Origin of the sequence: Pseudomonas sp., from assembly GCF_036387035.1 — a bacterium.
Taxonomy (GTDB): Bacteria; Pseudomonadota; Gammaproteobacteria; order Pseudomonadales; family Pseudomonadaceae; genus Aquipseudomonas.
In genome coordinates this window covers 1-11,481 of sequence record NZ_DASVUM010000076.1, presented here as the reverse complement: position 1 = coordinate 11,481, position 11,481 = coordinate 1, and the positions used below count along the sequence as shown (strand labels likewise).

11 protein-coding genes are annotated in these 11,481 nt (G+C 64.2%); 3 read left to right on the top strand and 8 right to left on the bottom strand.

The features are described 5' to 3' along the window. Nucleotides 1–47: 47 nt before the first annotated feature. Nucleotides 48–1,016: a LysR family transcriptional regulator gene (locus VF672_RS06945; protein WP_331102992.1), complete on the bottom strand. Its 969-nt coding sequence runs from the start codon at nt 1,014–1,016 to the stop codon at nt 48–50. A gap of 107 nt (nt 1,017–1,123) precedes the next feature. On the opposite strand from VF672_RS06945, the gene VF672_RS06940 reads away from it, so the two are divergent. From VF672_RS06940 to VF672_RS06930, 3 genes are all read left to right on the top strand, one after another. Beyond that, the gene (locus VF672_RS06940; RefSeq protein ID WP_331102990.1) at nt 1,124–2,434 is read left to right on the top strand and encodes an L-fuconate dehydratase; all 1,311 of its coding nucleotides are present in this window, start codon (nt 1,124–1,126) and stop codon (nt 2,432–2,434) included. A 337-nt stretch (nt 2,435–2,771) separates the two neighbouring features. Continuing rightward, nucleotides 2,772–3,200, top strand: a complete 429-nt coding sequence (locus tag VF672_RS06935; protein WP_331102988.1) for a YidH family protein — start codon at nt 2,772–2,774, stop codon at nt 3,198–3,200. Further along, complete coding sequence (locus VF672_RS06930; RefSeq protein ID WP_331102986.1) at nt 3,197–3,547, top strand: DUF202 domain-containing protein; 351 nt, start codon at nt 3,197–3,199, stop codon at nt 3,545–3,547. The genes VF672_RS06935 and VF672_RS06930 overlap by 4 nt, the downstream gene beginning before the upstream one ends. 306 nt (nt 3,548–3,853) lie before the next feature. Here VF672_RS06930 and VF672_RS06925 read toward each other — a convergent pair whose 3' ends face one another. The 7 genes from VF672_RS06925 to VF672_RS06895 form a co-directional block, all read right to left on the bottom strand. Further along, entirely contained in the window at nt 3,854–5,449 is a 1,596-nt protein-coding gene (locus VF672_RS06925) for a gamma-glutamyltransferase family protein (RefSeq protein ID WP_331102984.1), read from the bottom strand. Between the two features lie 68 nt (nt 5,450–5,517). Further along, a complete protein-coding gene (locus VF672_RS06920) occupies nt 5,518–6,426 on the bottom strand; it encodes an ABC transporter permease (protein WP_331102982.1) in 909 nt (302 codons plus the stop codon). Beyond that, nucleotides 6,426–7,370: an ABC transporter permease gene (locus VF672_RS06915; RefSeq protein WP_331102980.1), complete on the bottom strand. Its 945-nt coding sequence runs from the start codon at nt 7,368–7,370 to the stop codon at nt 6,426–6,428. The genes VF672_RS06920 and VF672_RS06915 overlap by 1 nt, the downstream gene beginning before the upstream one ends. Before the next feature lie 43 nt (nt 7,371–7,413). Continuing rightward, the gene (locus VF672_RS06910; RefSeq protein ID WP_331102978.1) at nt 7,414–8,913 is read right to left on the bottom strand and encodes an ABC transporter substrate-binding protein; all 1,500 of its coding nucleotides are present in this window, start codon (nt 8,911–8,913) and stop codon (nt 7,414–7,416) included. Then, complete coding sequence (locus VF672_RS06905) at nt 8,910–10,043, bottom strand: oligopeptide/dipeptide ABC transporter ATP-binding protein (protein WP_331102975.1); 1,134 nt, start codon at nt 10,041–10,043, stop codon at nt 8,910–8,912. Before VF672_RS06905 ends, VF672_RS06910 begins: the two co-directional genes overlap by 4 nt. Beyond that, nucleotides 10,040–11,044: an ABC transporter ATP-binding protein gene (locus tag VF672_RS06900; RefSeq protein ID WP_331102973.1), complete on the bottom strand. Its 1,005-nt coding sequence runs from the start codon at nt 11,042–11,044 to the stop codon at nt 10,040–10,042. The genes VF672_RS06905 and VF672_RS06900 overlap by 4 nt, the downstream gene beginning before the upstream one ends. Beyond that, nucleotides 11,041–11,481 (bottom strand): FadR/GntR family transcriptional regulator (locus VF672_RS06895; RefSeq protein ID WP_331102971.1); only part of this gene is annotated, 441 nt, incomplete at its 5' end. The genes VF672_RS06900 and VF672_RS06895, both read right to left, overlap by 4 nt.

Below are 11,481 nucleotides of genomic sequence, written 5' to 3'. Positions count from 1 at the left end.
TTTCCCAATGAAAGGTTTCGATTGCGCGATAACCCGAGGTTATCGAGTCAGGCGCTCAACCGGGACTTTAGAAACACGAGCAACGCTTCTACGGCTGCCGACTTCGGCCTGGCTTTGGAGGTCAGCAGCCCGAGATTGGCCATGGCCAGCGGCAGCTCGACCGGCAGCAGGGTGATCATGCCGTAACGCGCGTAGTGCTGGGCGACGTCATTGGGCACCACGGCGATCATGTCCGAGGATTCAAGCATCGACGTCGTGGCCAGAATCGAGCGGGTTTCAACGATGTCCAGCGGTTGAATCAGCTGCGCGGCCTGCAAGGCATTTTCAACCTGTCGGCGCATCGGACTGCCGATGGGGTGGAGGATCCAGGTCAGTGGCGCCAGGTCCGCCAACGTCAGGTCTGGCTGCGTCGCTGCGTTGTGTTTCAGCAACGGGTGATGTGGGCGGGCGACGATGCGCATCTGCTCTCCCTGCTCGAACAGCTGAATATCCAGGCTTCGCCCGTCGAGCTGATCGGGCAGCCGGCCCAGCACCACATCGAAATCGCCCCGTATCAGCGCTGGCAGCAGCTCGTCGCTGGTGCCGACTTCCAGGGCAATCCGCACTTTCGGGTGCGCGGCCTTGAACGCCAGCACGCCTCGGGTCAGCAGCGTCGGTACCGGGCCCATGACGGTGCCGATGCGCACCATCCCCGTCGCCCCACGTGCCAGTTCAGCCAGTTGCGCTTCGGCGTATTCGAACTCATGCAGCGCGCCCTGGGCGTAGCGAACCATCACCTCACCGAACAGCGTCGGCCGCATGCCCCTCGGCAAACGCTCGAACAATTGCACGCCGAGACGCTCCTCCAGCTGTTGCAACAACAGGCTGGCGGCAGGCTGACTGGTGTGAATGGCCGTCGCGGCCTTGCCTAGATTGCCCAGTTCGCCCAGGGCGTTGAGCAAGGCAATCTGCCGGCTGGAGATTTTCAGCGTCGCGAAGGAGCCAGGCAGATCGGCAGCAGGGGGAGTGTCTGACATATCAAATCAGGTATCGATGATTAGGATTTGGCGATTATGCCTGTATCGCGGTTCGGCCTACAGTCACCCCCACACGTCCATGTCGCTACCCATAACAAGAGCCCACCATGCAGATCACCTCCATTTCCGTGCGGGACATCCGTTTTCCCACCTCGCTGTCCCTGGACGGCTCCGATGCCATGAACAGCGCGCCGGACTATTCCGCCGCTTACGTCGTGCTGCACACCGATTCGTCAGACGGGCTTGAAGGCCACGGCCTGACGTTCACCATCGGGCGCGGCAACGAGATCTGCGCCGCCGCGATTCACTCCCTGGCGCCCTGCGTGGTGGGGCTGAGCCTGGAATCGATCACCGCCGACATGGGCGCGTTCTGGCACGCGATCACTGCAGGCGACAGCCAGTTGCGCTGGCTGGGGCCGGAAAAAGGCGTGATTCATCTGGCCACCGCCGCGTTGGTCAACGCGGTCTGGGACCTGTGGGCCAAGGTCGAGGGCAAGCCGGTCTGGAAGTTGCTGGCCGACATGACGCCTGAGCAGTTGGTCAAATGCCTGGACTTCAGCTACGTCACCGACGCCATCACCCCTGAAGAAGCCATCGCACTGCTCCGTCGGCAAGCGCCGGGCAAGGCAAGGCGCGAGGCGCAGATGCTGGAGGAGGGCTATCCGGGCTACACCACCGCGCCGGGCTGGCTGGGCTATTCAGAGGAAAAGATGCGTCGGCTGGCCCGCGAAGCCGTCGCCGAAGGCTGGACGCACATCAAACAGAAGATCGGCTCGGACCTCGAAGAAGACATGCGTCGGGCCGCGATCCTGCGCGACGAACTGGGCTGGGAACGCACGCTGATGATGGACGCCAATCAAGTCTGGAGCGTCGAGCAATCCATCAGCAACATGCGCCGACTGGCGGCGTTCGAGCCTTGGTGGATCGAGGAGCCGACTCACCCCGATGACATCCTGGGCCACGCGACCATTCGCCAGCGCATCGCACCGATCGGCGTGGCGACGGGTGAGCATTGCCACAACCGCGTGATGTTCAAACAAATGTTCCAGGCCGGCGCACTGGACTTTTGCCAACTCGACGCAGCACGACTGGGCGGGCTCAACGAGGTGTTGATCGTGTTGCTGATGGCCGCCAAGTTTGATGTTCCGGTTTGCCCTCACGGAGGCGGCGTCGGGCTGTGCGAATACGTGCAGAACATCTCGCTGTTCGACTACATCGCCGTGTCCGGCTCGCTGGACAAACGCGTGCTGGAATACGTCGACCACCTGCACGAGCACTTCCTCGATCCGGTGGTCATCCGCCGTGGCCGCTACATGCCGCCGCAGCGGCCGGGCTACAGCATCGAAATGCAGCCCGAGACGCTGGAGCGGTATCAGTACCCTGACGGCGCGGTGTGGATGGAACTGGCGAAGCGATAACCTGACTGTGGGAGCGTGGCTTGTCCCGCGATCGGCGGGGAACCCGTCGTGACCCGGCGAATGCTTTTTTCCAGACTTTCCAGACATAGCGCGTTGGCAGGATGTACGGGGACTGCGTCCCCGATCGCGGGACACGCCACGCTCCTACAGGTTATGTGCGTTTCGGCAACACTGAGCAGGCTCCGTCAGTCCGTATCCGGGTGGACGACGCATATTCGCCCTATTAACGAGCGACCCGGTCGCGGTTCGGCGACAGGCACCCCGATGTCGCTGGGACACGGGCCTTTGCCGGACTTGATCGGTATGATTCATCGCATTTACCCGACCACGGTGCGACATGAACTCCCCCGAGCCCGGCAACCTTCCCCCTCCCGCCAGCGCCCCCGCCACGCCACCCGAGCGTGATCGGCTGTCGGCTTCGCTGCTCGGCGGCGGCTGCGAACCCGACCCGCGCTTTACCCTGGCCAACGAGCGCACCTTTCTCGCCTGGATTCGCACGGCATTGGCGTTTCTGGCGGGCGGCATCGCGGTCGAAGCCTTCACCAACGAGGTCTTCAGTCCGGGCCTGCGTCGGGGCGTTGCCTTGTCATTGCTGGTGCTGGCGTTGTTGGTCAGCGCCAGTGCGTGCACTCGCTGGTTGAAGGTCGAACGGGCGATGCGTCAGCGCAAGCCGCTGCCGTTGCCGGTGCTGGTGCCGATTCTGTCGATGGGCGGCGCGTTGGTGGCGGCGGGATTGATTGTCTTCCTGATCGCCGGCGCGTCGTGAATCGACACCGTCATCCCGTCCCGTCGGCGCCGTTGCGCCACGACGATCCCGGGCTGCAGCCCGAGCGCACGTTGCTGGCATGGCGGCGGACGCTGTTGACGTTGATCGGGGTATGCATCCTGTTCCTGCGCTGGATTCCGCCGTTTGGGTTGATGGCGTTGCTGCCCGTCATCCTTTCGCTGATCGCGGGCATCCTGATCCAGATCGGCCTCAACGCCCGCTACCGCAAAAGCGCCCGAGGGATGACCCAGGAGCGCGTTGCGCCGCCGTTACGCGAAGTGGTCATGCTCGGTTGCACGGTGATGCTGCTGAGTGTGGTTGGGGTTATCGCTGTGGTGTCTGGCTGATCGACACGAACCGACCCGGCGCCCACCCGATTCGTAGGAGCCGGCTTGCTGGCGAACCGATTGTGTCAGCCGACCTCTGCAGTGGCTGGCCTAACGCGTTCGCCAGCAAGCCGGCGCCTACAGGTTTACGCGTCAGCAACGTAGGGGTTCAGCAGGACGCGCATTTTCCCGGCTAAAGCCGGTCCTACGAACACCGCGCATTGAGTGGGACTGGCTTTAGCCGGGAAGGCGGTTTAAATGGCACACCGCGCGCTTTAGTAGGACCGGCTTCAGCCGGGAAGCGGCCTCTACCGCCTCCCGGCCAGATCAATAAGCGGCCACCAACCCGTCTTTCCTTGGATCGGTGCCGCCCACGTAACCATGAGCGGTGCGCTGGATGATCTGCGCGCCGCCGAAGGCAAAGACGCCGCTGGGGTCTTCGACCTCCACATCGTGGCCCAGCGCGCGCAGCGCTTCGATCACCTGCGGATCAAACGAGCGCTCCACCGCGACCTTCAGGCCGGACTCGATGCGCCAGCGGGGCGCGTCGGCGGCGGCCTGGGGGTTCTGCTTATAGCGCAGGATGCGCAGCATCATCTGCAAGTGCCCCTGAGCCTGCATCGGCCCGCCCATCAGGCCGAAAGACATCAACGGCGTGCCGTCGGCGTTCATCACGAAGCCCGGGATGATGGTGTGAAACGGCCGCTTGCCTGGCGCAACGGTGTTGACGTGATCAGGGTCCAGGGTAAAACCCGCGCCGCGGTTCTGCAGACTGATGCCCGTGCCCGGCACCACTACCCCGGAACCGAATCCCATGTAGTTCGACTGAATGAACGACACCATCATGCCGCTCTCATCGGCCGCCGACAGGTACACCGTGCCACCGGCCTTGGGCGCGCCATGCAGCGGGTCTTGTGCCTGCTCGCCGACTAACGCCGCGCGGTCGCGCAAGTACGCCGGGTCGAGCATGTGTTCAGCGGCGACGCGCATATGATCGTTGTCGGTGACGTGCTGATTGAGGTCGGCCAGCGCCAGCTTCATGGCTTCCAGTACCGGATGCACGGTGTCGACGCTGTCCACCGCGTGGGCGCCGACGCCCAGCGCTTCAAGCATGCCCAGGCCCGCGAGCGTGCCGATGCCCTGACCATTCGGCGGCAGCTCGTGAACCACGGCGCCGGCGTAGGGCACGGACAGGGTGTCGATCCAGTCAACGCGGTGGGTGGCCAGGTCCTCAAGGCTCATCACGCTGCCGTTGGCGTTGGCGTGAGTGATCATGGCCTCGGCCAGTTCGCCGCGATAGAACGCCTCGCCTTTGGTCTCTGCAATCAGTTCCAGCGTTTTTGCGTGATCCTTGAGCGCGACCTTCTCCCCGGCTTTGGGTGCTTTGCCGCCTTGCAAAAAGCACTCGGCAAAGCCCGGCTGATCCTTCAACAGGCCGGCGCCGCGACGCCACAACTCGGCAATGATCGGCGTGACCTGATACCCGTCGCGCGCATAACCAATGGCGGGCGCGGCGAGGGTGGCGAAGGGCAACTTGCCGTAGCGCTCGGACAACGCCACCCAGGCCGAGACGGCGCCCGGCACGGTCACCGAGGCCCAGCCGCGCTGGGGCATTTCGGACTGGCCGGCGAAGTGTTCCGGCGTCCAGGCCTTGGGTGAGCGGCCCGAGGCGTTCAGGCCCTGCAGCGTCTTGCCGTCCCAGACGATTGCGAACGCGTCGCTGCCGATGCCACAGCCGGTGGGCTCGACCACGGTCAAGACCATGGCCGCGGCGATGGCGGCGTCAACGGCGTTGCCGCCCTGACGCAGCATGTCCAGCCCGGCCTGTGCGGCCAGCGGTTGCGAGCAGGCGACCATGTTGTTGCCCATCACCGGCGAGCGGGCGGACGCGTAGGGTTGGCTGTAATCCAGATCATCGAACATGCAGTCGTTCTCTTCTTGGCAGTGAATCGGTTATCGAGGACAGCTTCGGCGGGTGAACCCGAGCGCCATCAGCTTTTCGGGTCAAGGGCATCACGCAGCCCGTCGCCCAGCAGGTTGAAACACAGCACCGTGATGTAGATCGCCACACCCGGGGCGATGGACATCCACGGCGCCTGTTCCATGAAGTTCTTCGCGGTATTGAGCATCGAGCCCCAGGACGGCGAGGGGGGTTGCTGGCCCAGGCCGAGGAAGGACAGGCTTGCTTCCGCCAGGATGGCCGAGGCGATCGTCAGCGTCGCTTGCACCACCAGTGGCGAGAGCACGTTCGGCAGCACGTAACGCAGGATGATCCAGCGGTCCGGCAGGCCGATGGCCTGGGCGCCTTCCAGGTAGTCTTCGTGACGAATGGCCAACACCTGACCACGGGTCAGGCGCGAGAAGATCGGCATCGCCGACAGGCCGATGGCAATCATCGCGTTGCTCAGGCTCGGGCCGAGAAACGCGCCGAGCGCGATGGCCAGCACCAGAAACGGACACGACAGCAGCGCTTCCATGATCCGCGAGATCACCGCGTCGAGTTTGCCGCCGAAGTAACCGGCTAACAGGCCCAGCGGCACGCCGATGACCATGGCAATCGCCACCGAAACGCCGCCGGCCAGCAACGAGCTGCGCGCGCCCCAGAGCAGCCGTGAAAACAGGTCACGGCCCAGCTCATCGGTGCCCAGCCAGTAGATCAGCGACGGCGCTTTGCGCACGGCCAGAAAGTTGGCTTTCAGCGGATCATGGGGCGCAATCCAAGGCGCCAGCAGCGCGGCAAGAATGAAGATGATCAGCACGACTGCGCCGACCACCGCGCCCTTGTTGGCGAGGAATTTCTTTACGAACGGCGAGCGCGTGCGTGGCCTTAGGGGTTCTCTCAAAGGCGCTTGGGACGGCGGGTTCAGCGGCGCTGAAGGATGGGTCGCAATCGAAGTCATCAGGCAGTCCTCAGGCGCGGATTGATCAGGCGATACAGCACGTCGGCCAGCAGGTTGAGCAACAGGAACCCGATCGCAACGCACAGCACCACGCCTTGCACCACGGCGTAATCGCGGTTGAACACCGCATCCACAATCATTTTGCCGAAGCCGGGAATGCTGAACACTTGTTCGGTCAGCACCGCGCCGCCGAGCAATTCGCCGAACAGCAAGGTGGTGAGCGTGACGATGGGCATGAGTGCGTTGCGCAGGGCGTGCTTGAGAATCACCGTGCGCGGGAACAGACCTTTGGCCCGCGCGGTACGAACATAGTCGGCGCGCAGCACTTCGAGCATCGCGCTGCGGGTGTGCCGCATCAGCACGCCTGACAGCCCGGCACCCAGCACGAAGGCCGGCAGGATCAGGGTTTTCAGGTTCTGCCCGACGTCTTCACCCAGGGGCACGAAACCCGAGGCCGGCAACCATTGCAGCTTCACGGCGAAGATCATGATCAACAGAATCCCCAGCCAGAAGTGCGGAATCGAGATCCCCGACAAGGCGAACACGTTGGCGGCGTAGTCCACCGACGTGCCCTTGCGAACCGCCGAGATCACCCCGGTGGGAATGCCGATCACCAGCGCAATGAGCAGCGCCAGCACCGCCAGTTCGATCGTCACCGGCAGCTTCGACGCCAGCAGCACGGTCACCGGTTGCTCGGTGCGCAACGAGGTGCCGAAGTCGCCCTGCAAGACGTTACCGACCCAGTGCACGTATTGCAGCGGCAGCGGGTCGTTGAGCCGGTATTTCTCGCGCAGGTATTCCATGACCGCCGGGTCGCGCTCTTCACCCGCCATGGCCTGCACCGGATCACCGGGCAGCAGCTTTTGCAGGGTGAAGACAAACAGCGAAACCAGAATCAGCGTCGGAATGGCACTGAGCAGGCGTCGCAGGATGAAGGTCAGCATGACGAATCCTCGCGGCCGAAGCGGTTGTCCACGCGCGCCGCTGTCATTTGAAAGCGACGTTGTTCAGGCGAATCAGGCCATCGGGGTTGGGCACGAAACCGGTGAGGTTGCTGCGCATGGCGATGATTCGCGGATCGAAGTACAGGTAGCTGGTCGGCACGTCTTCGGCGAGCAGGCGCAGCGCCTCGAAGTAGATGGCCTGACGCTGGGCCTGGTCGTTCACGGTGCGCGCCTTGTTCAGCAGCTCGTCGAGTTTCGGGTCACAGAAATGCCCGTCGTTCTGACCGCCTTTGCAGGTCACGAACTGGTGGATGTCGCCGTCCGGATCAGGACGTCCAGACCAGGCGCTCATGCCGATCTGGAAGTTGCCCGCCTGTTGCTCGCTGAGCAGCGTGGCGTACTCGGTGGCGATCAGATTGACCTTGAAACCGGCTTCTTCGGCCATCGCCTGAATGATCTGGCCGACCTGCTGGGCGATAGGGTTGTTGGCCACTTTCAGCTCAACGCTGACCGGTGTCTTGACGCCTGCTTCTGCGAGCAACTTTTTGCTGGCTTCAACGTCACGGGTCGGGAGCGGCAAGTCCTTGTCGTAGTACGGGCTGTTTTTCGGGAACGGCTGGGCGCTCGGTGCGTACAGGCCTTCAAACACCACCTGATTGATCGCGTCGCGATCGATGGCCAGCTCGAACGCCTTGCGCACGCGCTTGTCCTTGCCCAGCGGGTTGTTGGCCTTGTCGCCGTTGTTGGTGTTGTACATCAGCTGCATGTAACCCAGCCCCGGCGTGCTGAACACTTGCACGTGGCTGTCGGCGCGGGCGGTTTTAACGTCAGTCGGCGCGACGCGCTCGATGATGTCCAGGTCCCCCGAGCGCAGGTTTGCCAGGCGTACCGAGGTGTCGGGAATCGGCAAGAAAATCACTTTGTCGAAGTGGTACGCCTGCTTGTTCCAGTAGTTGTCGAAGCGCTCCAGGACGATGCGGTCCTGCTGCACCCGCTGCACGAATTTGTACGGCCCGGAGCACACCGGCTTGGAGGCTACGTCGGTCGCCGAGGCCTTGGGCGCGAGCATCATCCCGGCACGGTCTGACAGCTGCGAGATCAGCGTCGCGTCGGGCTGCTTGACCTTGATCGCGACGGTTTTCGCGTCGATCACGTCAACGCTTTCCACCGAGGCCAGTTCACTCTTGCGCAGCGAGTCGGGCAGGGTGCGCGCGCGGTCCAGGTTGAACTTCACTGCGGCGGCGTCGAAGACCTCGCCGTCGTGGAAGGTCACGCCGTCGCGCAGGGTCATGGTCAGCGTCTTGCCGTCCTCGCTCCAGTTCCAGGCGGTGGCCAGTTGCGGCGCGTAGGTCAAGTCCGGGTTGACGTCCACCAGTTTGTCGCACAGCGCGGTGTAGACCAGACGCCCCGAGTAGGTGCGCGAGCGGTGCGGGTCGAGCATGTCAGGGTCGTCCTGAATGCCGATGCGCAGTGTGGTTTCAGCGACAGCCGCATTCGCAGCGAGCAGCAACAACGTGGTTGTCATCAGGTGGGCGAACTTCATGGCTGACTCTCCAGAGAAAGGGCTTGATGGCTTTTGAACAGGTTCAGGCGCTGGCTGTAGGCGGCGCTGGGTGTGGGCACGATCAGCGAACCGGCGCCGGCATTGGCGATTTCGCGCCAGTAATGGCAGGCCACCTGACGCCCCGGCTCGACGGTGTCGAAGAGCGGCTTCACCTCGCGACACAGCGGTTTGGCGTGGGGGCAACGGGTGTGAAAGCGGCAGCCGGACGGCGGCTTGCTCGGGCTCGGCATATCACCGCCGAGCAACGGCCGCGGGCGCCGAAGGTCTGGATGACTGACCGGCACGGCGGCCATCAGCGCCTGGGTGTAAGGATGAAAGGGCGTCTCGAACAGCGCGTTGACCGGCGCCAGTTCAACGATTTCGCCCAGGTACATCACCGCCACGCGGTCGCTCATGTGGCGGATCACCGCGAGACCGTGGGCGACGATCAGCAGCGTCAGGCCGAATTGGTGCTTGAGGTCCTCCAGCAGGTTGACCACCTGTGCCTGCACCGACACGTCCAGCGCCGACACCGGCTCGTCGCCGAGGATCAGCCGTGGCTCCGACGCCAGCGCCCGGGCGATGCCGATGCGCTGACGCTGGCCGCCGGAAAATTCGTGGGGAAAGCGGCTGCCATGCTCAGGCGCCAGGCCGACCGTACGCAGCAGCTCGGCGACCTTGTCCTGACGCGCGCTGCGGCTGTCGTCGCGGTGCAGCCAGATCGGCTCGCCGATGATCGCGTCCACACTCATGCGCGGGTTCAGCGAGGCGAACGGGTCCTGAAAAATGATCTGCAAATCGCGGCGCACCTGACGCAGCTTGTCGGCGGGCAAATTACCCAGGTTGCGACCTTCATAAATGACGTCGCCCGCCGTCGGCTTGAGCAGGTTCAGCAGCACCCGGCCCAGGGTCGATTTGCCCGAGCCCGATTCACCCACCAGCGCCAGCGTCTCGCCCCGGCGCACGGCCAGGGACACCTCGTTGACGGCCTGCACGGGAGGTTTCTTGCGTTGGAACAGTCCGGCTTCGCTGTGAAAGTGTTTGCTGACCGCGATGCTTTCCAGAATCGGTTTATCGGGCGCCGATTCACTGATCCCGGCCTCGACAACGGGTTGGCCTGACAGGCTCATGCGCTGACTCCCAGATGCTGTTCAAGTGGTGCGCGGATGCAGGCGGCGAAATGCCCGGGGCTGACTTCCAGCAAGGGCGGACGGGCTTCCCGGCAGGCGGCGATGACGAACGGGCAACGGCTGGCGAAGCGGCAGCCACTGGGCATTTCGGCCGGCGTCGGCACGCGTCCGTTGATCGTCGCCAGACGCCCTTCGCGAGGGCCGACCGAGGGCATCGAGCCCATCAGCCCGATGGTGTAAGGGTGCTGCGGGTCGTCGAACAGGGTTTTGACCGAACCGCTTTCAACGACGCGACCCGCATACATCACGATGACCTCGTCGGCGACTTCGGCGACCACACCAAGGTCGTGGGTGATGAGCATCATCGAGGTGCCGGTTTCGGCCTGGAGGCTGGCCACCAGCGACAGAATCTGCGCCTGAATCGTCACGTCCAGGGCGGTGGTGGGTTCGTCGGCAATGATCAGCGCCGGGTCGTTGGCCAGCGCCATGGCGATCATTGCGCGCTGGCGCATGCCGCCCGACAGCTCGTGGGGGTAGGCATCCAGGCGCTGAAGGGCATCGGGCACGCGGACTTTTTCCAGCATCTGCAGCGCGCGCTGCCGGGCTGCGCTCGCCGACAGCCCCTGATGGCGCATCACGCTTTCGGCGATCTGATCGCCAATGGTGAACACCGGATTGAGCGAGGTCATTGGCTCTTGAAAGATCATCGCCATGCGGTTGCCGCGCACGTCCAGCAGGCGCTCATCAGACATGCCCAGCAACGGCTCGCCCAGTAAACCGGAGGCGCTGGCCTGCACGGTAGCGGTGTCGGGCAGCAAGCCCATCAACGCCATCGACGTCACGCTTTTGCCGCAGCCGGACTCGCCGACGATGGCCAGGGTCTTGCCCGGCTGGATGGCGAATGACACGCCGTCGACGACATTCGCCGGGGCGTCCTTGAAGCGCACCGTGAGGTCGCTGACGCTTAATACGGATGCAGGGTTCGGAGCAGTAGCACTCATACGCTGGCCTCGAGGTCTTGCTGAATGACGTGATCGAGCGCTTGCTGCAACGCTCGCAAATGGCCGCGCATGGCGGTGGCCGCCTTGGCCGGATCGCGGCTTTCGATGGCGCCGATGATGTCGTGGTGATCGTGGCTGTAAGTGCTCAGGCGGTCGGTATTGCGGGCGCGCTGGCGCAGGTCGCGCCACGCCGGGTCTAGGCGAATGGCGTCCAGCATCTCGAAGATGTCCAGCATCAGCCGGTTGCCTGCCGCCTCGGCGATGCCCCGGTGCAGCGCGCTGTCCCACAGCTCGATGCCCTCGGCGTCGGGCTCGCTGGCGTGTTGCTGGTGAGTGGTGCGTTCAGCCAGCCGGCGCAGGATTGCCATTTGCTCGCCGCTGGCACGCAGCGCGGCCAGGGAGGCCAGCGCCGGCTCCAGGTAGATACGCGCCTCCAT

Excerpts from the sequence above, each read along its gene's own strand:
- VF672_RS06945 (WP_331102992.1), bottom strand. The coding sequence starts at position 1,016 with ATGTCAGACACTCCCCCTGCTGCCGATCTGCCTGGCTCCTTCGCGACG.
- VF672_RS06940 (WP_331102990.1), top strand. The coding sequence starts at position 1,124 with ATGCAGATCACCTCCATTTCCGTGCGGGACATCCGTTTTCCCACCTCG.
- VF672_RS06935 (WP_331102988.1), top strand. The coding sequence starts at position 2,772 with ATGAACTCCCCCGAGCCCGGCAACCTTCCCCCTCCCGCCAGCGCCCCC.
- VF672_RS06925 (WP_331102984.1), bottom strand. The coding sequence starts at position 5,449 with ATGTTCGATGATCTGGATTACAGCCAACCCTACGCGTCCGCCCGCTCG.
- VF672_RS06920 (WP_331102982.1), bottom strand. The coding sequence starts at position 6,426 with ATGACTTCGATTGCGACCCATCCTTCAGCGCCGCTGAACCCGCCGTCC.
- VF672_RS06915 (WP_331102980.1), bottom strand. The coding sequence starts at position 7,370 with ATGCTGACCTTCATCCTGCGACGCCTGCTCAGTGCCATTCCGACGCTG.
- VF672_RS06910 (WP_331102978.1), bottom strand. The coding sequence starts at position 8,913 with ATGAAGTTCGCCCACCTGATGACAACCACGTTGTTGCTGCTCGCTGCG.
- VF672_RS06905 (WP_331102975.1), bottom strand. The coding sequence starts at position 10,043 with ATGAGCCTGTCAGGCCAACCCGTTGTCGAGGCCGGGATCAGTGAATCG.
- VF672_RS06900 (WP_331102973.1), bottom strand. The coding sequence starts at position 11,044 with ATGAGTGCTACTGCTCCGAACCCTGCATCCGTATTAAGCGTCAGCGAC.